Genomic DNA, 24295 nt, shown 5'->3' with positions numbered 1-24295 from the left:
TATTATTTCTTAAATCCAAATATTTTTAACATTCTTGTTTTTAACGTACCAATTGAAGTAAAATCAGCACCATATTGCTGTTCTATGCTACATTTTTTTTTTAATCTTTGCATTATTATCATTTCTGTTTCAATGAAGAAAAAATCAAAAAGCCCAAGTCCCCAACCCAAAAAAGTCACTCCTGCAAGCACAAAATATATTCGGAGTAAAATCATTTTAATGGGGATCATTATACTACTCGGTTTAATTCTTGTTATTGATTCGAAAACCGGTTTTATTAAAGCGATTGTTGGCGATGGTATGATTCGCATACCAATCCCCCACTGGTTAAAGAAGCTTATTGGCTAATATGTAATATGATTTAGTCTTGACCCTTTTCAGCAAGTTCGGATTCTGGTGTTGCAGAAGAGAGTTGATTTCTTAAATTCATTTTATAAATGAACAAGCCTATCATCAAAGGCAATCCATACGAAGCCATCATAACGATATTGCCCATACTCCAAAAATGCTCCAAATCAGACATAGAAAATAACATAAAGATCCCTATAGTACATATCAGGCTAAACAGGATCAGCAGCACTCTGATGTTTAGTGCAGACAAAGAGGTTTTAACCAGAAGTGCATAACAAAGCCATAATAAGAGAAAACAGGGTATTGAGCAAGCCCCTCCTACCCCCACTGCAACCAAATAATAGATGACAAAATCCTTTGAAAAAACGTAATCGATAATCTGGGTAATATCGGTATTGAACATCACGGCATTATTGTTACTGGCATTTAAAAGCAAAAACAAAGGGCCAATAAAAATACTGGTCAGCCAAACTTTGAGTGGAAAGTTAAGCGTGCTGTTCATAAACGTAAATTTAAGAAAATTTCGGCAAAAGAAACGATCTCTTCGCTACGATATCATTTAAAAGAACAATAAAAAAGGCGAAGAATAACGTTTATCCCTGGCTAAGGTCAATGCCTTAAATAATCCATAACTATCTTCCTGCAATCGGTAACGTACTATCTTCTCGCTTTCTATAGTAAACTGTGCAGAAAACATAGAAGAATACAGTTTTCCGGTTTTTAGCATTTTCGAGCTAAATTCGCCTGAAGCAATAGCGAAATGACCTTCAACAAGAATATGGTCAATCTGTGCATGTACGGGTTCTATATTCTGCCATAAAAGATGAAAGAAATCTTCAATTTCTTCTCTGCTCTCTCTTCTTCCCAGCCATGGTGCCACGCCTTCGTTTCCTGGTATGTACCAGTCTACCTGCTCTGAAAACAGGCCGCAAAGTGTTTCTAATTCTCTGCTGGCTAATGCCTGGTAAAAATTTTGAACTATGTTTCTGGTTTGAATGGTCAGGATGTCTTTCATGGTTGATTTTCTATGGATTTAACGCCAAAGAAAAAACATCCTACTGACAACCCTATGGCAGTGCAGTAAAATTATCCATAACGGTCATTGATAAAATAGCCTGCTCAATAGAACAAGGATTGTCTGACAAACGACCAAGAAAATACTCATTCACCTTTTCAATCATAGGCTGCTCTACATGCTGGATAGGTGCAAAAACCAATTCTTCTTCTTGTCCTTTTTTTGTCAATAAAACTTTATTTCCAAATACAGAAAAACTGATCTTTCCTTCGGAGCCCAGAATTTCGCACTCCTCCTTCCTGTTTTCTGCTGAAACCGTAAAACACCAGGTTCCGTTAAAAACCACTCCGTTTTCAAATAAAATATGCCCGGCCACCAGATCATCCGCTTTGCTGATCAAAGACTGATTGACAGACACTCCCGATGATACCAAAGGATCACCAAAGAAGTAGATCATCAGATCGAGTTGATGAGGAGCAAGATCATGGAACAATCCCCCTCCTGAAATTTCCGGATTTAATCTCCAGTTGGTTTCTGAGGAAGCTATAATATCCGTGTTTTCAGGCTGCAGCATTTGCAATTGTACAAATCGTACATCGCCTATTTCCTTCTGCTCCAGCAGTTCTTTGATCTTCAAAAACATAGGCTGCGCCCTCCGGTAATGAGCCACACTCAATTTAACACCATATTGTTCGGAAGCCATCTTCATTCGTACAGCAGAGCTCGCATTGACGGTTACAGGTTTTTCTACATAAACAGGTTTACCAGCGGCCATACAGAGCAATGTATATTCTTCGTGCTGCAATGGAGGGGTGGCGATGTATATTGCATTTACTTCAGGATCATTGATGAGTTCATGTACATTGCTGTACCATTTCGGCACACCATGCCGAAGGGCATAATCTGCTGCTTTTACTGCATCCCTGCGCATTACGGCCACCAGAGATGAGTAGGGCACCTTATTAAAAGCCGGCCCGCTCTTCACTTCGGTTACATCACCGCAACCTATAATTCCCCATTTAATTTCCTGCATCTATTGTAATTCTCAATTGGTCTGGTAAAGCTAGTTTATTTTGCAAAAAAGATTCTAATATATTTTCACCAGCTTTGGAACTGATTTTGTTAGAAGAGCGACCAATGGCATCTATAATAATAACGCTTGGCATTTTTGTGCTAACCTTGTTCCTGATTCTTGTGAAGCCTAAAGGTTTACCTGAGGCCTGGGCTACTATAATAGGTGCCGCCCTTATGTTGCTTACCCAAAGGGAAACCATAGCACAAGCGCTACAAATTACTGCTCAAGGTGCAGATGTATTGCTGTTTCTATTGGCTTTAATGCTATTGTCAGATCTGCTGGACCGTTCTGGTTTCTTCGAATGGGCGGCCATCTGGGCAGCGCGGTGGGCCGCTGGAAATGGAAAACTACTTTACCGGAATGTCTTTATTCTGGGCGCCATTATCACGGCATTTCTATCGCTTGATACTACGGCGATCATCCTTACACCAATCGTTTTATCCTTTGTAAAGAGATTAAAACTTCCCGCTTTACCTTTTTTAATGGCCTGCGCTTTTATTGCGAATACGGGTTCACTACTCTTACCCGTTAGTAACCTGACTAACCTTCTTTTCCAGGGGCCGCTAAAATTTTCATTTGCAGCGTTCGCTTTACGGATGTTTCTGCCTCAAATTGCTGTCATTTTCTTAAACTATCATTTGTTCAAATGGTACTTTAGAAAAAATCTGCCGGAAAAATTTAATGTATTGAATTTGCCGGAACCTAAAAGTGTAATTAAGGATCTGCTTTATTTTAAGGGTGCAATTGTTGTATTAGCCAGTGTAACTATCGGTTATTTTATTGGTGCTTTAATTGGAATTGCGCCTTATATTATCGCGCTGACAGGCGCAGCGGCTTTATTGATTTGGAGTATATACAGAAAGCAGATCAGCAAGCAGGTCATCAATGGGATTTCCTGGTCACTATTTCCTTTTATTATAGGTCTTTTCATCGTTATACAGGGCGTACAAAATTTGGGTTTAACTAAATACGCTGCGCAGGGATTAATGTCACTCCAGCATATTCCCCTGTCATTGCAGATGCTAGGTGCTACATTTGGAGCAGGGATTGGGTCAAATATCATCAACAATATCCCCATGGCACTATTATCTATTTCCGTATTGAACATGGCACATTCACCAGAACTGGTCCAATATGCGGCATTGATTGGGTGTAATATTGGACCAAACTTAACCGTAGCTGGTTCTTTAGCCACTATGCTGGTGATCAGTTCAGCAAGGCAAAAAGGAATCAACATGAGTGCATACGATTTCTTCCGTGTTGGTTTATGGGCTACCCCATTGTTATTGATCACCGCAGTGACGATCCTTTATTTAACCAGCTTTCTCTTCTGAATCAGCCACATTTAAAATAACATAGATTTAGCTTTTACGTATTCCGACAACCTATACTAACTGAAATAAGCTGATTATTAAGTCTTATTGCCAAAAAATAAGAATAGACCTTGTTTATTTGGAAGACTCAAAAAATAGTGTATCCTTTGCTGTTAAAAACTCATCTTTTTTTTGTGAACTAAACCTATAGCCAAATGCCATCTGCACTTTCAGATCACGAACTTGTTCTGCTCCTAAAAGAAGGTCAGCATGCCGCATTCGAAGAACTATACAATCGATACTGGAAAAAGATCTTACACTTGGCCACCCAAAAAACAGGCGATATCATTGAGGCAGAGAATATCGTTCAGGATATCTTTGTTTCACTCTGGAAACGAAGAGAAAATCTCAGCATTAGCTCAAGTCTAAATAATTATCTGGTGGTATCAATTAAATACCGGGTTATTAAATGGCTGGACAAACAAAGGTCCCAGCGGCTTTATGAAGGAGAACAACTAGCTACTTATGACATATTGGATGATTCTACCCAACAATATCTGGAATTTCAGGAACTTCGCGATTGTTTAGAAAAAGTATTGGCCACACTCCCCGAAAAAAGTGTGATCATTTACAGAATGAACAGAGAAGCGGGAATGAGCCACCGGGAAATTGCCTTAGAACTCGGTATGAGCGAAAAGGCAATAAATTCGCATTTGGTTAGAACAAAAAAGGTATTGCGTGCTCATTTAAGCAGTTTCCTCGCCAGTTTTCTGCTTTAATTCGAGGCGACACCTTTTTGTAAATAATATTTTTGAAATAATTTGAATCATTTTCTCCTTTCAGGGTACTAGTATATAAAGGCCCTTAAAATGCAGGACAAAGAAAAGATCAGATTACAAGAACTAGCACACAAATATCTCAACGGAACGCTAACATCTGCTGAACAATTTGAGTTTGATCACTGGTTTGAACAAAGCCTTGATGAACCTATAACTATTCTATTCCATAAAAAGATCACAGAAAAAGCACATAAAGCAGAAATTTTTGCAAGCATACAGAAAGAATTAAAATTTACAGAACGGAAAACCTACCGTATTTGGCCTCGTGTCCTTGTCGCGGCATCTTTATTTTTATGTACTACAGTTGCTCTTCACTTCTATTTCAACAGATCTCCCCTTCCACTCCTCACTTTAAAGAGAAGTACGAAGCCAATACAACCAGGTGGAAATAAGGCTTATCTCACCCTTGCAAACGGAAGGCGTCTTGTCCTGACAGATGCGGGCAATGGTGCTTTAGCTAAAGAATCTGGCGTACAAATCAGTAAAACCGCAGATGGACAACTCATTTATACGATAGCAGAGGGTCAACAGAAAGAATCCGCGGAGGTTTACAACACCGTAGAAACACCAAGAGGCGGCCAGTATCAAATACGTTTACCAGACGGAACTCAGGTCTGGTTAAATTCTGCCTCAACTTTGAAGTATCCGGTTTGTTTTACTGCAAAAGCAACGCGTGAAGTTAAACTTCAGGGCGAGGCTTATTTCGAAGTAGCAAAAAATAAAAATGTACCATTCATTGTTGATGTACAAGACAAGCAGAAAGTAAAGGTTTTAGGCACCCATTTTAATATTAAGGCTTATATTGATGAACCCGCACTTGAAACTACCCTGCTTGAAGGATCTGTTGAAGTCTCCAATACTTTCCAGAAAAACACCTTAAAACCAGGACAGCAGGCATCCCTTCAGGACGATAAACGCTTCATTATTTCCGATAACATAGATTTAAATAGTGTAGTTGCCTGGAAAAACGGTCAAATCCTCTTTGCAGACCAGGATATCAAATCAATTATGCGCCAGGTCTCCCGCTGGTACGATATCGATGTGGAATACAGAGGTAATATACCTGAACGCTCCTTTAACGGCGGCTTTTCAAAAAACTCGAATCTCCAGGAAATATTAAAAATTCTGGAATTAAGCCATATTCATTTTAAAATAGAAGGCAGAAAACTCCTTGTAACCCCCTAATCTTAGAAAACTAACCAATTATGAACCTTAAATACATCAGCTATGAAACATTAACCGCATAGAAACATCTCCCGGTTAATAAAAAAACCGGCAATGCGACCAACATTGCCGGGCAATAAAAGTTAACCTTCCGTTCCCAACGGTAAATCTATTTCTAGATCATTTTTCCAGTTAACCAAATAACAAAAGTATGAATTTTTATACGCTATTTAAGCCTGCGTTCCAAAAACGCCAGGCTTCCTTTAAACTCATTCTGTTTATGAAGTGTGTGTTTTTTTTAATGACTGTATTTTGCCTGCAAGCCTCAGCCTCCGGCTATGCTCAGCAAATCAATTTTTCAGAGCGGAATATCTCTCTGAAAAAAATTTTTAGTGTAATTCAAAAACAAACCAAATATGTAATCTGGTATGAGAACAAAACTTTGGAAGGCACAAATCATTTAAATGTGTCGTTGCGTAACGCGACATTAATTGAAGCTTTGGATGCCTGTTTCAAAGACCAGCCTTTATCCTATACCATTGTTAACAATACAATAGTTGTTCAGCGAAAAAACAAAAACAATGAGATCCAGACAAATGAATTTTCTGTAAAAGGGATGGTTACTGACGAAAAGGGATTGGGGCTGCCGGGTGTGACCATAAAACTTAAAGGCAGCTCAACCACGGTCATTTCTTCCAATAATGGATCTTATTCCTTTACCGTTCCCGATGGCAATGGCATACTGGTATTTAGTTATATTGGCTACATCAGTCAGGAGGTGAGTATCAATGGAAAATCTACTATTAATGTTCAGCTAAAGCCAGCCAACAGTGATTTAAGTGAGGTTGTGGTGGTTGGTTATGGTACGCAAAAGAAACTGGATTTAACAGGCTCCATTGCAAGTGTTGGAAGTGAAAAATTAGACAGCCGGCCAATGACAAATCTGGGCGACGGTTTAAATGGCCTGGTACCAAACTTAAATGTAAATATTAATAATGGACAACCGGGAACGGGTGCCAGTTTTAACATCAGGAATTACACAACCATTGGCCAAAATTCGAGCTCAAGCCCTTTAGTTCTTGTTGACGGTGTGCAGCGTGACCCTAACCTGATCGACCCGAATGATGTCGAAAGCGTGACGGTTTTAAAAGATGCCGCTTCCGCAGCCATTTATGGTGGCAGAGCAGCTTATGGTGTAATTCTGATCACTACAAAAACGGGAAAAAAGGGTAAAACACAAGTCAGTTATTCTGGTTCGTACACGACCTCACGACCAACAAAAGTACTTTCCTCCATCAATTCGCAACAGTATATTGATATATTCAACAGTGCACAGAGAACGGGCTCAAAAAGTGGTGGTTATACTTCCTCAGAGCCCTTTACCAATCAGGATTCTCTGTTAATTGCAGCTTACTTCAGAGATCCTGCCAACAATCCCAATGCCTATATTGATCCGGGTAATCCAAAACGATACAGATATGTTGGGAATACCGACTGGGTAAAAGTCTTATATCCTGGATGGGCGCCACAGCAACAGCATTACCTGTCTGTTTCCGGTGGTGAAGGCAAAACCACCTATTCCGCAAACATGGGTTATTTTACGCAGGACGGTCTGGAAAAAGTTGCCAATCAGGTTTACAAACGCTATACACCAAGCTTAAAAGTGAATTCTGATGTAACCAAATGGCTGACTTTTAATTTAAGTATGTCCATGACACATACAGACAACAATAAAAGTGCAAGTACAAATGTAAATCAAGGTGGAGCATGGATTCCCGGCGACCTTCGTCCGGTAATGCCTGTTTATCATCCAGATGGAAATTACTCCGGTCAGGGCAATTATACCAACCCAATTGCTGTAATCAATCAAAATGGAAGGGATATTGACGCGCAAAATGATTTCTGGACTACGGGAAGAGTTATTTTGAAACCGGTAGACCATCTTACCATTACCTCAGATTATACATGGAACAATTATAATGAATCTGAAAAACAACATTTAATTCCCTTTAACGAATATGGTGTAAATGGTGCTTTTTTAGATGTTTTCCCCTATACAAACCCATCAAGAGTTTATGAATCCAGGCAAAACAACAACTATAACGCCTTTAATGCTTATGCTACCTATGAGAATACATTTGCAGAAAAACATTACTTTAAGGCCATGGCAGGGTATAACCAGGAATACCAGCACTATGTCTTGAGCAATGAGGGCGCAAACAATCTTATTGACAATATGCTCCCTGCCATCGGCGCCAATAATGACCCTAAACCAAGCGTAGGTGGAACTGAAACCCAATATGCATTAATTGGTTCTTTTTTCAGACTGAATTATGTTTACGATAAAAAATATCTTCTGGAAGTAAATGGCAGATATGACGGAACTTCACGTTTCCCTGCAGATCACCGCTATGCCTTTTCTCCGTCTGTTTCTGCAGGATGGAATATTTCTGAAGAATCCTTTATGGGAAGCACCAAAAACATCTTGAACGAATTAAAAATCAGGGCATCATATGGTCAACTTCCTAACCAGCAAGTGAGTACCGGAGTAATTACGTCTGCAGCTCAGTATCCATATATTGCAACACAACCGGGTGGCTCTGTGGGTTATTTGTTCAACAACCAGAAAGGTGTTACAGTGGGGGTTCCTTCTTTAATCAGCCCAGACCTTACCTGGGAAAAAGTACAAACAAAAAATATCGGTCTGGATTATGCTCTGTTTAACAACAAGCTGAGTGGGAGTTTCGATTACTTTATTACGGATACCAAGGATATGCTCGTTGCCGGGCAGCAATTGCCAGCTACACTTGGAACCGGTGCGCCTTTAAGGAACGCAGCAAATCTAAGAACACAGGGATGGGAGCTGAGTATGACCTGGAAAGACCGCGCTTTTAACAATCAGTTGTCCTATAACATGACATTAGGACTTTCGGACGCCTACAGTACCATCAAAAAATACGACTTAAACCCTATTATGAGTATCACTCAGAGTTACCCCGGTCAAAGACTTGGAGACATCTGGGGATTTGTGACAGAAGGTTTCTACAAAACAGATGCTGAAGCCGCTGCAGTTGACAACACTGCTCTTGCAGGTTACAAATGGCTTGCGGGAGACATCAGATATGCTGACTTGAATAACGATGGAAAGATCAGCAAAGGCAGCAGTACCTTATCAGACCCCGGTGATCAGAAGATTATAGGTAACAGGACCCCAAGATACAAATTTGGCTTTAACCTGGGCCTTGCTTACAAAAACTTTGATTTCACCACTTTTATTCAAGGTGTTTTAAAAGCTGATTTTATGCCTAATGATTATGCCTTTTATGCATTTCAGGGAAATGAATGGAATATTCCCTATCAGTATGCGACAGACTACTGGACCCCGCAAAATACCAACGCTTATTTTGCACGCCCCCGTTTTGCAGGATCTGGTAACCAACAGGCTCAAACCAAATATCTTCAAAATGCAGCTTATGCGAGGATAAAGCAACTGACTTTAGGGTATTCACTACCTACACCGCTCATTAATAAGTTAAACATCCAAAAAGTAAGATTTTATGTAACAGGAGCAAATCTGTTCACCATTACCTCACTGTTTAAAGCCTATGATCCAGAAATGGCAACCAATGGTTTTGGCTATCAAGTTTATCCGATCAATAAATCCGTTTCATTCGGCTTACAGGTTACATTATAAAAGAGTAGAAACTTAATTATAACAACATGAAAACTAAACAAATTATATATATACTCCTGTTTGCAGCAATTGCCTTTGCATCCTGCAAAAAAGATAGTTTCCTAAACCGGACCCCGCTAAGCGACATCAGTCCGCAGAATTTTTTCAAAAATGAGAATGATTTGCAGCTGTACTGCAATCAATACTATTCTCAGCTGCCGGTACAAACTTTTGTAAATGCAGATGACAACTCGGATGATAAAGCAAATGCCTCCTTAAATGTCTTTCTGGCCGGTACATATACCATTCCAAATACAGCACCAACTTCCCCTGACCTAACTCAGGTACAATGGAATTTTAGTTACATCAGAAGTTACAATTTCTTTCTGGCCAACTACGCCAAAGCAAATATCAGTGCCGACATCAAGAACATCTATGTAAGCGAGACCTTATTCTTCAGGGCTAATGATTTTTGGGGAAAAGTAAAATCATTTGGAGATGTTCCCTATATCAACATATATATATCTGATACTTCCAAAAGCGTTCTGTATGGCACAAGAATGCCACACAAACAGGTCATGGATTCTGTATTGAAAGATATCAATTTTGCGATTGATCATTTGCCGGTAAACGCAGCCGACGGACGTTTGAATAAATATGCTGCTCTTGCTCTTAAAGCCCGTATGTGTTTATGGGAAGGCACTTACAGAAAATACTTTGGCGTTGGTGATGAGTCCATATACCTTCAACAGGCAGCAGATGCTGCAGAACAGCTGATGAGCTCAGGAAAGTTTGGCATTTATACAACTGGAAATCCCGGTTCCGACTATTACAATCTCTTTATCCAGGATGAACTCAAGGGAAACACAGAAGCCATCATGCCAATGAGGTACATTACCACTATACTCATGAACAACTATGACCGGCAGCTCGGAGAAGCGGGAGATGGTTACAGCAAGAATTTTGCTAGATCTTTTCTGTGTAAAGATGGTTTGCCCACTTCAATTAGCCCCCTCTACAAAGGAGATGACACACCAGAAGATGAAGCAAGTAATCGTGACCCTCGTTATAAGCAGCAAATAGCAACAAGAGGTTTCGACTTTCTGAACGGAGACCTGATTACACTTCCTAGAATAGGCACATCGGTAACCTCTACAGGCTATCAGCCTATTAAAGGAAGATCGTCGAGTCTGGCTGCCTGGAATGCAGGGCAATCCACCTTAGATCTTTTCATTTTCAGATATGCTGAAATACTTTTAATTGAAGCAGAGGCCAAAGCGGAACTCGGTTTATGTACACAATCCGTACTGGACCAAACCATTAACAAGTTACGCGACAGAGTGGGCATGCCACATATGATGTTAGCCAACCTGGTAAAAGATCCGAAGTCAGATTTTCCAGGACTGCCTGTATTAATTGATGAAATCAGGCGGGAACGCAGAATAGAACTGGGCTCTGAAGGTTTTCGTTTTGATGACTTACACAGATGGCATGCCGGAAGCTTGATCAACAACTCCGAAACCACCTTAGGTATGAAACTCACCCCCGCACTTAAAGCGCAATATCCTGCCGGACAAGTAGGCAGCATTGTGGTAGACAACAACCATTACATACAAATATATCCCGGCATTACCAGGACCTGGAATGATAAATTGTACCTGTACCCAATACCAACACAGGAACTCACTTTAAATCCGAATTTAAAACAAAACCCCGGATGGTAGTTTTATTCTGCAAATATTAAATTTTAATGAAGGAGTCCTCTTTAAAAGGGCTCCTTTTTATCTTAAATTAGCAACCACAAACACAACAAATGAAATATCTGAAACACCTAAGCCTGCCTTTGCTGATCTGTACTTTATCGGCAAATGCCCAAACCAAGAACTTTGTCCAGATTCTGCCAACGGATACCGAAAAAGAGGTGATCCAAAAAGCCGCGAATGTAGTTCCCGCGCCAAGGCAGCTGCGCTGGCAAAACCTGGAACTCACTACTTTTTTCCATTTTGGCGTTAACACGATGAGCGGCCGGGAATGGGGAGATGGAAAAGAAGACATTTCTACATTTAACCCTGCAGAACTAGATGCAAAACAATGGGTAAAAACCGTTAAAGAAGCCGGTTTTAAACAAGTCATCATTACCGCTAAACACCATGATGGCTTTTGCCTCTGGCCAAGTAAATACACAGAACACTCCATTAAAAACACCCCTTATAAAGGCGGAAAAGGAGATATCGTAAAAGAAGTTGCAGAAGCATGTAAACTTTACAACGTAGGCTTTGGCGTTTATCTTTCTCCCTGGGATAGAAACAATGCAGACTATGGAGATACCGAGAAATACAACAAATACTTTATGGAGCAATTAACTGAATTGCTGAGTAACTACGGAAAAGTAGATGAAGTATGGTTTGATGGTGCCAACGGAGAAGGGCCAAACGGTAAAAAACCAGCCTATCATTTTGAAGACTGGTATCGTCTGATCCGTAAAATCCAGCCACAAGCCGTAATTGCAATATCCGGTCCCGATGTTCGCTGGGTAGGCACAGAATCAGGAAAAGGCCGTTTAACAGAATGGAGCGTCGTACCAATTGGTCAGCAAACCAATACCAGTACCGCACAAAATTCACAAAAAGATATTTCTTTTCCACCGCAGGGTGATATGACTGGAGATGATCTGGGTGGCAGGGACAAAATTATTAAGGCCAAAACGCTGGCCTGGTATCCAGCAGAGACGGATGTATCGATAAGACCAGGATGGTTCTACCATGCTGCTGAAGATTCAAAAGTTAAAACACCGGATGAACTGATGAATATTTATTTCACCTCTGTTGGCCGTAACAGTGTGCTTCTGCTCAACATCCCACCTAATAAGCAAGGCCTGATCAGCGAAAGCGACCAAAAAACCTTACAGGGATGGAAACACAAAATGGATGCAACTTTTAACCATAATCTACTGTCTGGAGCATCGGTTAAAAAAAATGGAATGACCTGGGAATATGATTTAAAACAAGTTAAAACCTTCGATGTACTCTCCCTCCAGGAAGACATCAGCAAAGGCCAGCGGGTGGAAAAATTTACAGCCGAATACTGGAACAATAACCAATGGGTAAAATTTGCAGAAGGAACTACAGTTGGTTATAAGCGATTGATCAAATTTGATGCAATTACCGCGACTAAAGTCCGCATTCGTATTGAGTCTTCCAGATTAACACCTCATATCTCCAATATTGGCCTTTACAAACTTGCTCAATAACCCGATGAACCTATTTTTAAAAAAAACAATCTTCTTTACCTGCATACTCCTATGCAGTATCTTAACTCAGGCACAGGAAAAATTATCTTTCAATAAAGGCTGGAAGTTCTATGAAGGAGATATTGCCTTTCCCGTTATCAAAGGACATGGTCAAAGTTACATGAATGCGAAAGCAGGCAGTGCATCTGGTGCAGCTGCACCAGGCTACGATGACCATAACTGGAGAATAGTGAATTTACCCCACGACTGGGCGATAGAAAACCCAAGTGATTCAACAGAGAATGTTTCACAGGGTTACAGGAAAAGAGGGTTTGGATGGTACAGAAGAAAGTTCAAATTAGATTCACTAGATCGCGGAAAGCACCTGGAACTACAATTTGAGGGTATTGCCACCTATGCCACCATCTGGATCAATGGCTCAGTTGTCCACAGAAACTGGTGCGGGTATACCTCTTCTTATATTGACATTACCCCTTTTGCCAAATACGGCGATGAGGTGAACACCATTGCCGTTCGCGTGGATGCAAACTCCATGGAAGGCTGGTGGTACGAAGGTGCAGGAATTTACAGAGATACCTGGCTCATTAAACGCTCACCAGTACATATCATTACTGATGGCGTATATGCCAACCCTGTTAAGCTGGCCAGTGGCCAGTGGGAAATCCCGGCAGAGATCAGTTTACAAAATACGGGTTCCAAACCCGTAACGGCTCAAGTGGAAGTTGGACTATATACGCCAGCAGGAAAATTGGTAGAGAAGAAAGAGCAATCTGTTACTGTAAATACCCTGGATACAAATTCTGTAACTCTTAAAATCCAGACCAGCAATCCAGCTTTATGGACACTTGAAAATCCAGCACTCTATCATGTCAGAACCATCGTAAAATTAAATGGCAGCATAACAGACTCCCTGAGTACTAAATGTGGGTTCAGAACATTAAAATTTGATGCAGATTCTGGCTTTTACCTCAATGGCAAACACGTAAAACTGAAAGGCGTATGTAACCACCTGGACCATGCGGGTTTAGGTGTAGCCGTACCAGATGCCATCCAGGAATTCAGGTTAAGAAAGCTGAAAGAAATGGGCGTAAATGCCTACAGATGCTCACACAACCCTCCTTCCGCGTCGTTTCTTGACCTTTGCGACCGCATGGGAATCATGGTGATGGATGAAAACAGAAACTTCAACTCTTCGCCGGAATATGTTAGGCAACTGCAATGGCTGGTGCGCAGGGACCGCAATCACCCAAGCATCATTTTATGGTCTGTTTTTAATGAAGAGCCGATGCAGGGAACAGAAATCGGCTATCAAATGGTTAGAAGAATGAGCCATGAGGTTAAAAAACTGGATTCTACCCGACCGGTAACCGCTGCCATGAACGGAGGATTATTTGACCCTGTAAACGTAAGCCAGGCCGTAGATGTAGTTGGCTTTAACTATCAAATCTGGGCTTATGACCGCTTTCATAAAGAAAACCCGACCATCCCTTTAACCAGTTCAGAAGACGTATCGGCCTTTATGACCCGGGGTGAATACACAACAAACAACAGTAAACATGTTTTTGACGGTTATGATACCCATGCCGCAGATTGGGGTGCAACCCATCGCAATGGCTGGAAAGCGATTGCGGAACGCCCCTATCTTGCAGGTGGTTTTGTATGGACAGGCTTCGACTATCACGGAGAACCAACGCCTCATGCCTGGCCAACTGTCAGTTCCTTCTTCGGTATTATGGATCTCTGCGGATTTCCAAAAGCAGCGTACTACATCCACCAGGCACAATGGCTGGAAGACAAAGACGTTATGCATCTGGTTCCCGACTGGAACTGGCCTGCCGATAGTATTGGCAAAAATATCAAAGTAATGGCCATCAGCAATGCAGAAACTGTAAAACTCTTTTTAAATGGCAAGTTGATTGGAGAACAAAATGCAGATAAATATGAAATGAACACCTGGGAAGTTCCCTATCAGCCAGGAAAACTAATGGCCATTGGTTATAAAAGAGGAAAAGAAATTTCGCGTTACGCGGTTGAAACCACAGGTGCGCCGGTTCGTTTAGCACTAAACCCAGACCGTGCTTCAGTAAAAGGAAATGGTATTGACGCATTGCCCATCACTGTTGAAGCTCTGGATGCCAAGGGCAGAGCTGTTCCTCACGCCAACTTCAAGGTTAATTTCACCTTAAATGGCCCTGGCCGAATTGTTAGTGTAGGTAATGGGGATCCCAATTCGCACGAGCCGGAAAAAGGAAATGTTAGAAGCTTGTTCAATGGATTGGCGCAGGTTATTATTCAAACTGATGAAATCAGTGCAGATCAAACCATCACTATAACCGCTTCCGCAGAAGGGATGAAACCCGCTCGGCTGGTTATTCCGGTAAAACAAGCACCTGCCCTGTCTTATGTACCTGTCATTTCTTCCAATCAGCTTTTAGAAAAATGGCTGGTATCGGAAATGAGCATGAGTAAGCCCGATCCTAAAAAGGAAATTGCAGAAAATGACATGAACAGCTGGCAGCCCAGTACCACTGGAAAACTGCAAAAAATGACAGGTAAGTACGTGATGTATAGAAGCAATATCAAGCTTTCCAAGCGGCAAATACAACGCGGTTCCGAAATTTTGTTTAAACAGTTGACGGGCAAAGCGGAGATCTGGGCAAACGGAGAAAAGATCGGAGAGAAAACAAATGCTGAACCAGCTGATTTTAAAGTCGACCTTCCTAAGGATAAGGCTTACAGCTCTGTTACGGTATTGTTTCAATCTAACATCAATGAAAAAACAGGTTTTGGAGGTGTGGTAGAATTTAGATAAATCCCCTCTGCAATTTGCTATGAAAAATCCTGATGCGCTGCGGAAAGGCCTCAGAGATCTGTGCGCTCTTCGCGCACCTGATATCGTTAGCCTTGGAGCAGCGCATCAGGATTTTTCAGTTAATATTTCACAATCTTAAATTCTGTTCTTCTGTTCAATTGATGTTCAGCTTCAGAACATTTCACCCCCTTAGCACAACGGTTCAACAACTGGCTTTCACCATAACCCTTAGCTGAGATCCGGTTTTTATGAATACCCTGATCAATGATGTACTGCACTGCTGAGTTTGCCCTTCGCTGAGAAAGCCATTGGTTATACTGGTCATTCCCCCTACTGTCTGTATGAGATCCCAGCTCTATCCACATCGTTGGATTATCCTTCATGATCCGCACCAGTTTATCCAATTCTATCGCTGCATCAGGGCGAATGCCTGCCTGATCAAAATCATAATAAATATTCTCCAAACGGATCGCCTTATTCAAGGTTATCATTTCCAGATACAGGTCCTGTTTCAATACGGTTGAGGTTGTTAAACCGATTGTACTCACCGAAGCACTGTCACGCCTGAAATCGGTCTTCTCTGCCGTTAAACCATAACTAGAAGATTCGGCGAGATGGAACCCAAAACGCCCATCGACACCAGTTTGTACCTTAAGGTTTCCTCCGCCGGTTTTCTGCAGCGTCACCACCACCTCACCTAAAGGCTCAGCAGTCCCCTTTTTGTAGACCACACCTTCCAGCCTGAACGCCAGCATCTTTTGTCTGTGGTAACTGTAAATATCATCGCTACCCAAGCCATCCATCCGGTTAGAAGAAAAATACCCTTGATCTGCTGAAATGGGCAAGCAGGCGAAATCGTCTTGAGGAGAATTTAAAGGATAACCTGCATTCTCTACCACACCAAAATGATCACCGTCAGGTTTTGCCTTAAAAATATCCAGCCCTCCCATTCCTATACGGCCGTCACTGCTGAAATAAAAACCTCCCTGCTCATCAAAGGCGGGGCTGCGCTCATTTCCTCCAGTATTCAATTCACTCATATTAACTGGCAAAGCCCAGCCTCCTGAAGCTTCACGCCGGCTGTAGTAAAGATCAGTTCCACCCCGACCACCTGGCATATTGGACACAAAATAAAGCACCTGACCATCCTTACTCAAAAAGGGGTCGCCAACAGAATAAGCATTCACCTTATTATATTTGAAGGGAATGGGTTCGGTCCAGTTTCCCAGCGTATCTTTCTTTGCACTGTAGATTTCTATGTTCACTGTCTGGATCCGCTTATTGTCAAATTCTCCCTTTTTGGGAATCCGGGTCAATGTAAAATAAACCTCGTTTCCATCGGTACTAAAACTAGCGGAAGCCACATGATAATCAGTAGGTACGTGCAGGGGAAAAAGAGTAACCGTATCATCGCCCGTCTTCTGTTCATACAGGTTTAAATAGCCATTCCCAGTCCAGCCATATACCTTCCGATCGGGAACTTCAGAACCATCAAATTTCAAAAAAGGTTTCCCTTTTCTGAGCCCCTCTGACTCCACATTTCCACGGTCAGAACTAAAAACCAGGCCATTCTCATAAACCGCAGTTCCCCAGTCAGATGCCTTACTGTTCAACGTTTTCCGGTCGTCAATATTTATAGCTTTGGGATGTTTCATCCAGCTTGAAGCCGAATCACAACTGGCCAGCCAGCGCTCTTTTTGCTGGGCTGTGATTGCGGTGTTCAATGCGGCATATTTTACATATTGTTCCCGTGCTTCCTTGTATTTACTATTGTTCTGCAAGGCCTGTGCATAATTCAACACGTTTTCCGCTCTGCTCTCCGGCAATTTTACGGCTATTGCATACCAGCTTTCTGCTGCTTTGTAATTTCGCACTTGCTGATTGCAAAAGGCTAGTCGCTCTGCTGCATGTAAGCTTTCCTTTTTTTGATAGGCCTGCTCATAAAGGTCTATAGCTTTCTCATAATTATACAGTTCATAAGCAGCATCTGCTTCTTTGATCACATATTGCCCTTTTACAACGCCAGCATAACACAACAGAATTGCAACACAGCCAACAATCGATGCGTTTTTAAATAGAATAGACTTCATAGCCTTAAAAATATCTGGGTGTTAACATTCTTGTCTTTTTGGGCTTGAAATAATAGCCAACTGAGATCTCATGCGTTCCTCCGCTATACCCTTGCAAAGGCCCCACGGAAAAATCATAAGCATAACCAATGCGAAAGTTATCGGAAGCGAAAATTTCTATTGCCGCGACCACCGAATTTTGCATACTCAGGTCACGTTGCAGGTAACTCTTGTCATAGAGTTTTACGCCCATTCGGTAAGATCCACCCACCCATATCCGTTCTCCAAGGAGTAAAAAGGCATTCAGATCTAAACTGGTCGGGCCTGCCCGGTCATCCTTTAACAGAAAAGAGGGTTTTAACAGAAAATCTTCTGATAAAGGCACCAATGCACCAGCAGTTAAATAATAATGGGGTTTAGGCTGAGGAATAAAAGCATAACGGCTTATGTTCGTATATTGAGAGATCAGGTTATCAGCAGAGAACCCTGCATAAAAATGCTTGTCAGAATAATAAGCACCAACCCTCGCATCTGGCACAGTGGTACTCTGGTTGCCGGTAGGCTGGTCCGGTTCTGCTTCATTAGGATTTAGTTTCGCTCCGTCAATACCGAGCTGTACCGCACCCACCCCTAGACCGAAAGCCAGGCGGGCGCTGCCGTCTTCATTCATCCGGATCCGGTAAGCATAATTGACATAACCAGCCAGATTACTCTGTGCACCAAGCTGATCTTTGGAAATTTGCAAAGCCAGACCTACATTACCATCGTTAGCAATAGCATCCAAAGCCAATGACATGGTTTTAGGCCCTCCGGTAATTCCGGTCCACTGGCTCCTGTAAAAGGCATGAATGTTCAGCTGTTCTTTGTAGCCTGCGTAAGCAGGATTGATATAAATTCCGTTAAACATATACTGACTGAACTGGGCATCTTGTTGCGCCCGGGCAGCGTTCATAAAAAGTATCGTGAATATAAATAATAAGAGTCGTCTTTTCCCCATAAGTAATATAACCCTTTGAAGGTTGTGCCCAAAAGATATAAGCAGGTAAAAATAGTTTACCTGACAGCAATATCTTTATACTCACGTGTTCATTTTCTGTTCATTTTTATTAACTTTTAATTCCTGGTAAGTCGTAGTATAAACATACCTATACCGTAGGTGTCGTATATAATTAATGATGCCCTTTTCAGCATTCCGAATCTGCTGCAGATTTAACACAACAACAATAAGAAATAAACATTAAGTATAAAATATAATGTTTATTTTGTCTTTTCATTGCAGACATATATGATCGCTTATAATTTACTTTCTGACGAGGAACTTATGGTGCTTTTAAAAGCGGGCAACCACAGGGCCTACGAGGAAATTTATAAAAGATATTGGGGTATACTTTACAGGTATTCCAAGAAAATGCTACAAAATGAGGAGGAATCAAAAGATGTGATCCAGGATGTTTTTGTCATGATCTGGGCCAAATCATCCACTATTGATCTCCATACTTCTTTGTCTGCTTTTTTATACGCCAGTGTTCGAAACAGCATCTTAAGGTTATTTGAAAAAGGAAAGATCAAAGATCGCTATATGAATTCACTGGAAAAGTTCATAGATGAAGGCACCGATATTACAGATCACCTGGTCCGCAACCGGGAATTATCCAACCGCATAGAGAGTGAGATCTCCAAACTCCCACCTAAAATGAGAGAAGTATTTGAACTGAGCCGAAAAGTACACCTCTCTCAAAAAGAAATTGCTTGTAAGATGGAAATTTCTGATAAAACGGTAAAAAAACAAATGAACAATGCCATTAAAATACTCAAACTGAAATTGGGTGCCAGCATGACTATTCTGTTGTTTTTCCATTTTTTTAAACTTTTTTAAAATATTTTTCAATTTTCTCTACTACCTGGGTCCTTACAAATGCTCTTATGTAAAAACGCCCCAACTGGTAATATAGAATGAAGAATAAAAGAGCGAAAAAATTAATATCCAGATACCTGGAAGGCAAGGGCAATCCTAAAGATGCCTCTCTTGTAGAAAGCTGGTATTTGGAAGAGACCAAAGACAGGCCTGAGGATATTGATCCGCTTGATTACCCGGAGATGGAAAAAGTACTCTGGGAAAACATCAGCCAGCAGAACAGCATAAAATATCCTTTCAAAAAAACACTGTACTGGTCTGCCGCTGCAGCTGCCGTAATTGCAATATTGGGGGTTTCGTTATATTTCACAAAACCAACCACTTCAAGGGGTAATTTAACTGACTTTGCAAAAACAGATTTGCCTTCCGGTGGTAACAAGGCCATCCTGACTTTAGCCAATGGATCTAAAATTGTGCTTGAAGATGCGCTGAGGGGCACCATTGCAAAACAATCCGGAATATTGATCACCAAAACCGCAGACGGCCAATTGGTTTACACCCAACAAGCAAACTTAAGTGCAGCTGATGCAGGTAGTTCTGCTGCTTTAAATACCATTGAAACACCTAAAGGCGGCCAGTACCAGATCAACCTGCCCGATGGAACTAAGGTATGGCTAAATGCAGCTTCCAGTTTAAGCTACCCTGCCAGATTTAGCGGGCAGCAAAGAAGGGTTATTTTAAAGGGAGAAGCGTATTTCGAAGTGGCTAAGAACAAGAAAATGCCTTTTATTGTCAATAGTGAGCGACAAAATATTGAGGTGCTGGGCACACATTTCAATGTAAATGCCTACACCGACGAGCAAACCACTAAAACCACACTAGCTGAAGGCAGTGTAAAGGTGTCTTTAACCAATAATAGTGGAGATACTCAAATACTGGCTCCAGGCCAGCAGGCTGTTGTTGACCGGGAGATTAAAGTACGGTCGGTTGATGTAGAAGAGGCCTTAGCCTGGAAAGAAGGCATTTTTATGTTCAATAATGAGAACCTGGAGAGCATCTTGAGAAAAGTATCCCGCTGGTATAATGTAGATATTGAGTTTCAGCAAAACGAACTTCGAAAAAAATCTTTTAATGGTACAGTGTCCAGATTTGGGCGTGTATCGCAGATCTTAAAAACATTGGAATTAACCGAATCTGTTCACTTTAAAATAGAAGGGAGGAAAATTATCGTTTTAAAATGAACCAACCGCTTTGTTCCAAAAGAAAAAATCAGTGATGCCTCGGAACACCACTGATCTATGTTCGCAGTAAACTGCGTGCTGAGTATGGGCAAGCAAAATAAATTAGGATATACAATACTTAAACCCACAACAAACAATCAAATGTATAAAATTTATACGGGCTTTTTACATAGGGCAAGTACCTATATGGCCAAATTTTTACCAAAAACCGCATTAAAAAGGCAGTTGATAATGAACGTTAAACTTACTTCCCTGCTCATGCTTGCTTTCCTGGTCCAGGCCAGTGCCAGCATTCGTGCGCAGAATATCTCTTTAACAGGAAAAAACATCAGCATAAAATCCGTTTTTAAGGAAATCAGAAAGCAAACAGGGTACAATGTTCTCTGGGAACAGGATAAGCTTAAAACCAACCGGACCATCGATGCGAAATTTAAAAACACGCCTCTTAATGAGGTCATGGTAGCGTGTCTGGAAGGGCAAAATTTAAGCTTTTCAATTGAAGCCAATACCGTTGTCATTAAGCCATCTTCTACTTCTTTCTTTGAAAAACTGGTCAGGGTTTTTACAGATATAGAGGTTAAAGGAAAGGTTCTGGATGAAAAAGGAATGCCTATGCCCTATGTATCTATCCTGGTTAAAGGTACCAAAACCTGGTATAAATCAGACCAGAATGGAAATTTCAGCTTTAAGGTTCCTAATAATGATGCTGTACTCGTGCTTTCTTACATGGGTTATCAAACACAGGAGATATCTCTAAAAACATCCAATGAGCTGTCGGTTAAAATGGTTCCTGCACTTTCTGATTTGAATGAAGTGGTTGTGGTAGGTTACGGTACGCAAAAAAAGGCGAATTTAACAGGTGCAGTAGATGCGATCACGGCTAAACAACTAAATGACCGGCCTATTGCCAATTTAGGTCAGGGCTTACAGGGATTGATCCCTAACCTGAACATTTCGATTGCCAATGGAGCGCCCAATACCGCACCAGAATTCAATATCCGTGGTTTTACTTCCATTAATGGCGGCAAGCCTTTAATCCTGGTAGACAATATTCCCTACTCTTCTTCTGAACTTCTATCGTTAAACACTTCCGACATTGAAAGCGTTTCCGTTTTGAAAGATGCGGCCTCCGCAGCAATCTATGGGGCAAGGGCTGCTTTTGGTGTTGTGCTGATTACGACCAAATCTGCTAAAAGCGACAAACTCAATGTGAGCTTTAATGCCTATACTGCCATTCGGACCGTTGGGAAACTGCCAGACCTGGTTACTGATCCTTATACGGTATTACAAATGAAGAACCAGGCGGCCTATCCATTGTACAATCCAGCCTATAGCCCGGCTTTGGTCGAAGCTGCACGTTTGCGCTCCTTAGATATGTCCTTACCAAGCGTTATCATCGATCCAAATGATCCAAATAAATGGTTCTATATTGGAAATACAAACTGGATTAAAGAGGCCTATAACAATTCAGCCCCTACTTATAATGCCGACCTCACACTCTCGAAAAAAACTGATCAGTTAAGTTATTATTTATCTGCAGGTTATTACAATCAGCAAGGCCTGGTAAAAAATGCCAATGAGAAGAATAACCGATATAACATGCGGGCTAAAGTAGATTTAAATGTGACCAAATGGCTTACCTTATCTAACAATACAGTACTTAGCCAGGGCGGTTATGAAACCCCTACTATTGTAAATGGTGGAAGTTATTTTCAACAAATCAATCGCTCCAATGTTATTGACGTACCTAGAAATCCGGATGGATCCTGGACTTCACAAGGTGCCAGTGTATTGGGCGCAGCACAGGAAGGAGGAAGAATAAATGTCAACAGCCATACCCTACAAACCACTTTCTCTTTCAATACCTCTTTGATTAAAGATGTTTGGAGTTTAAAAGGGGATGCGACTTTCCGCAGAATCGACACACTTGCCAAATCTTATGAAATTCCCGTAGCCTATAAAACAGGGCCAAATTTATCGCCTCCTTTAACCTCTACGACCAGTGCCAAAGATCAAAACACAAACATTAAGTACGATGTAGTCAACGTCTATACAGATGCACATAAAAAATTGGGCAACCATTTTATTTCCGGACTGGTGGGTTATAACCAGGAGCATTCCATCAATACGTATTTCCAGGCCGATCGTAAACAACTGATCTCTACCAATATTCCGTCAATCAACCTCGCAACGGGCGATCAAACTACGACAGAAAACATTAGAGAATGGGCAGTTCAGGGACTTTTCTACCGCTTAAACTACAATTATAAAGAGAAATACTTGCTGGAGTTTAATGGCCGTTATGATGGTTCATCCAGGTTTGCTGCTGGCCGGAGATGGGTATTTGTTCCTTCCGCTTCTGCTGGATGGATCGTTTCTGAAGAGCGCTTCTTTGAATCTGTAAAGAAAGCCCTGCACATGGACCAGTTTAAAATCAGAGGTTCTTATGGGATACTTGGAAATCAATCTTCGGTCAATGAATATGATTACCTGTCCATATTGAAAAGTGCCAAAGGCGGACAGATCCTGGGCGGTAAACAGGGAACCTATGTAAACCCTCCGGCGCCGATCTCAGATGATTTTACCTGGGAAAAAGTATCTACAGTGAATGTGGGGGCTGACCTGAGCTTTTTAAACAACAAGTTGGAACTGAGTCTGGATAAATACACCCGATACACAAAAAACATGCTGGTTCCAGGAAAACCATTGCCAGGGGTTTTCGGTGCTACTTCACCAACAACTAATGCCGCAGATCTAAAAACAAATGGCTGGGAACTGAAACTGAGCTGGAAAGATGATGTTCCAATAGCCGGTTCTCCGTTGAGCTATAATGTCACTCTTGCCTTAAGTGATAGTAAAACATTCATTACCCGCTTTGATAATCCAACAAACTCCCTGACCAACTATTATAAAGGCATGGAAATTGGCGAGATCTGGGGTTTACAAACAGAAGGTTTTTTCCAGAACGCAGCCGACTTAAAAAATCACGCTGATCAGACTGCTGTTGGTGAAGACGACAACAACTACCGCTATTATGTAGGTGACATTAAATTTAAAGACCGCAATAACGACGGAAAGGTTGATTTTGGAAACAATACCGTTGATAAACCCGGAGACCAGACCAAAATCGGAAACAATGCCATTCACTTACCTTACAGCATCGATCTTTCCGCTGCATGGAAAGGATTTGATGTGCGCGTATTTTTGCAGGGCGTAGCCAAAAGAGACTGGTACCCAGGAAATTCCAACATCTATTTCTGGGGAATTTATGCCCAGCCATGGACAAATGTCACCGTTCAGAACATGGATCACTGGACACCAGAAACCCCTAACGCCTATTTTCCAAGAGTAAAAGCCTATGCCGCTGAAGATGCGGGAATGGAACTTGGTATTCCAAATGACAAATACCTGCAAAACGCAGCCTATTTAAGGGTTAAAAATATAACGCTGGGCTATACACTTCCAAAAAGTATTCTAAACAGATTAAAACTGGCCAATGTTCACTTCTATGTAAGTGGTGAAAACCTTTTTGAATACACTAAACTCAAAGTGAAATTAGATCCGGAAGGTCTTAACGGGAATATCTACCCCTTCCAGCGCACCTATTCATTTGGTATGAACGTTAACTTTTAAGCATC

At 41.4% G+C, this 24295-nt stretch carries 16 protein-coding genes; 10 read left to right on the top strand and 6 right to left on the bottom strand.

The features are described from left to right. Positions 1–2 precede the first annotated feature (2 nt). From R2S08_RS01705 to R2S08_RS01690, 4 genes are all read right to left on the bottom strand, one after another. Entirely contained in the window at positions 3–230 is a 228-nt protein-coding gene (locus tag R2S08_RS01705; RefSeq protein ID WP_316833582.1) for a hypothetical protein, read from the bottom strand. A 131-nt stretch (positions 231–361) separates the two neighbouring features. Further along, positions 362–853, bottom strand: coding sequence for a hypothetical protein (locus R2S08_RS01700; RefSeq protein WP_316833581.1), 492 nt, complete (start codon positions 851–853; stop codon positions 362–364). A gap of 57 nt (positions 854–910) precedes the next feature. Further along, positions 911–1366, bottom strand: a complete 456-nt coding sequence (locus tag R2S08_RS01695; RefSeq protein ID WP_316833580.1) for a nuclear transport factor 2 family protein — start codon at positions 1364–1366, stop codon at positions 911–913. A gap of 52 nt (positions 1367–1418) precedes the next feature. After that, on the bottom strand, positions 1419–2399 hold the full coding sequence (locus tag R2S08_RS01690; RefSeq protein WP_316833579.1) for a Gfo/Idh/MocA family oxidoreductase: 981 nt from the start codon (positions 2397–2399) through the stop codon (positions 1419–1421). Between the two features lie 104 nt (positions 2400–2503). On the opposite strand from R2S08_RS01690, the gene R2S08_RS01685 reads away from it, so the two are divergent. From R2S08_RS01685 to galA, 7 genes are all read left to right on the top strand, one after another. Further along, a complete protein-coding gene (locus tag R2S08_RS01685; protein ID WP_316833578.1) occupies positions 2504–3775 on the top strand; it encodes an ArsB/NhaD family transporter in 1272 nt (423 codons plus the stop codon). A gap of 194 nt (positions 3776–3969) precedes the next feature. Continuing rightward, positions 3970–4533 (top strand): RNA polymerase sigma-70 factor, encoded by a 564-nt coding sequence (locus R2S08_RS01680; protein WP_316833577.1) that lies wholly within the window; start codon positions 3970–3972, stop codon positions 4531–4533. 90 nt (positions 4534–4623) lie between these two features. Next, positions 4624–5778, top strand: coding sequence for a FecR family protein (locus R2S08_RS01675; protein ID WP_316833576.1), 1155 nt, complete (start codon positions 4624–4626; stop codon positions 5776–5778). Between the two features lie 259 nt (positions 5779–6037). Further along, the gene (locus R2S08_RS01670; protein ID WP_316833575.1) at positions 6038–9451 is read left to right on the top strand and encodes a TonB-dependent receptor; all 3414 of its coding nucleotides are present in this window, start codon (positions 6038–6040) and stop codon (positions 9449–9451) included. Between the two features lie 26 nt (positions 9452–9477). Next, positions 9478–11154, top strand: coding sequence for a RagB/SusD family nutrient uptake outer membrane protein (locus R2S08_RS01665; protein ID WP_316833574.1), 1677 nt, complete (start codon positions 9478–9480; stop codon positions 11152–11154). A gap of 89 nt (positions 11155–11243) precedes the next feature. Next, a complete protein-coding gene (locus R2S08_RS01660) occupies positions 11244–12680 on the top strand; it encodes an alpha-L-fucosidase (RefSeq protein WP_316833573.1) in 1437 nt (478 codons plus the stop codon). Between the two features lie 4 nt (positions 12681–12684). Beyond that, positions 12685–15492: a beta-galactosidase GalA gene (gene galA, locus R2S08_RS01655; protein ID WP_316833572.1), complete on the top strand. Its 2808-nt coding sequence runs from the start codon at positions 12685–12687 to the stop codon at positions 15490–15492. A gap of 119 nt (positions 15493–15611) precedes the next feature. On the opposite strand, the gene R2S08_RS01650 is transcribed toward galA, so the two are convergent. Beyond that, complete coding sequence (locus tag R2S08_RS01650; RefSeq protein WP_316833571.1) at positions 15612–17582, bottom strand: OmpA family protein; 1971 nt, start codon at positions 17580–17582, stop codon at positions 15612–15614. A 4-nt stretch (positions 17583–17586) separates the two neighbouring features. Further along, positions 17587–18558 (bottom strand): type IX secretion system membrane protein PorP/SprF, encoded by a 972-nt coding sequence (locus R2S08_RS01645; protein ID WP_316833570.1) that lies wholly within the window; start codon positions 18556–18558, stop codon positions 17587–17589. Positions 18559–18846: 288 nt separating this feature from the next. Here R2S08_RS01645 and R2S08_RS01640 point away from each other — a divergent pair, with 288 nt between their 5' ends. The 3 genes from R2S08_RS01640 to R2S08_RS01630 all read left to right on the top strand — a co-directional run bounded on the left by R2S08_RS01640 (position 18847) and on the right by R2S08_RS01630 (position 24290). Beyond that, positions 18847–19437: an RNA polymerase sigma-70 factor gene (locus R2S08_RS01640; RefSeq protein ID WP_316833569.1), complete on the top strand. Its 591-nt coding sequence runs from the start codon at positions 18847–18849 to the stop codon at positions 19435–19437. Between the two features lie 77 nt (positions 19438–19514). Continuing rightward, entirely contained in the window at positions 19515–20657 is a 1143-nt protein-coding gene (locus tag R2S08_RS01635) for a FecR family protein (protein WP_316833568.1), read from the top strand. Between the two features lie 231 nt (positions 20658–20888). Continuing rightward, positions 20889–24290, top strand: coding sequence for a TonB-dependent receptor (locus R2S08_RS01630; RefSeq protein ID WP_316833567.1), 3402 nt, complete (start codon positions 20889–20891; stop codon positions 24288–24290). Positions 24291–24295 lie beyond the last annotated feature (5 nt).

It is taken from the genome of Pedobacter nutrimenti, from assembly GCF_032678445.1.
GTDB lineage: Bacteria > Bacteroidota > Bacteroidia > Sphingobacteriales > Sphingobacteriaceae > Pedobacter > Pedobacter nutrimenti_A.
Note: the sequence above shows the minus strand (reverse complement) of the source record. Positions and strands in the feature narration are given on the sequence as shown.

Bases quoted from the DNA above. Each gene is read 5' to 3' on its own strand.
- R2S08_RS01665 (WP_316833574.1), top strand. From the start codon at position 9,478: ATGAAAACTAAACAAATTATATATATACTCCTGTTTGCAGCAATTGCC.
- R2S08_RS01695 (WP_316833580.1), bottom strand. From the start codon at position 1,366: ATGAAAGACATCCTGACCATTCAAACCAGAAACATAGTTCAAAATTTT.
- R2S08_RS01630 (WP_316833567.1), top strand. From the start codon at position 20,889: ATGAACGTTAAACTTACTTCCCTGCTCATGCTTGCTTTCCTGGTCCAG.
- R2S08_RS01635 (WP_316833568.1), top strand. From the start codon at position 19,515: ATGAAGAATAAAAGAGCGAAAAAATTAATATCCAGATACCTGGAAGGC.
- R2S08_RS01690 (WP_316833579.1), bottom strand. From the start codon at position 2,399: ATGCAGGAAATTAAATGGGGAATTATAGGTTGCGGTGATGTAACCGAA.
- R2S08_RS01675 (WP_316833576.1), top strand. From the start codon at position 4,624: ATGCAGGACAAAGAAAAGATCAGATTACAAGAACTAGCACACAAATAT.
- R2S08_RS01645 (WP_316833570.1), bottom strand. From the start codon at position 18,558: ATGGGGAAAAGACGACTCTTATTATTTATATTCACGATACTTTTTATG.
- R2S08_RS01670 (WP_316833575.1), top strand. From the start codon at position 6,038: ATGAAGTGTGTGTTTTTTTTAATGACTGTATTTTGCCTGCAAGCCTCA.
- R2S08_RS01700 (WP_316833581.1), bottom strand. From the start codon at position 853: ATGAACAGCACGCTTAACTTTCCACTCAAAGTTTGGCTGACCAGTATT.
- R2S08_RS01640 (WP_316833569.1), top strand. From the start codon at position 18,847: ATGATCGCTTATAATTTACTTTCTGACGAGGAACTTATGGTGCTTTTA.
- R2S08_RS01705 (WP_316833582.1), bottom strand. From the start codon at position 230: ATGATCCCCATTAAAATGATTTTACTCCGAATATATTTTGTGCTTGCA.
- R2S08_RS01660 (WP_316833573.1), top strand. From the start codon at position 11,244: ATGAAATATCTGAAACACCTAAGCCTGCCTTTGCTGATCTGTACTTTA.
- R2S08_RS01680 (WP_316833577.1), top strand. From the start codon at position 3,970: ATGCCATCTGCACTTTCAGATCACGAACTTGTTCTGCTCCTAAAAGAA.
- galA (WP_316833572.1), top strand. From the start codon at position 12,685: ATGAACCTATTTTTAAAAAAAACAATCTTCTTTACCTGCATACTCCTA.
- R2S08_RS01685 (WP_316833578.1), top strand. From the start codon at position 2,504: ATGGCATCTATAATAATAACGCTTGGCATTTTTGTGCTAACCTTGTTC.
- R2S08_RS01650 (WP_316833571.1), bottom strand. From the start codon at position 17,582: ATGAAGTCTATTCTATTTAAAAACGCATCGATTGTTGGCTGTGTTGCA.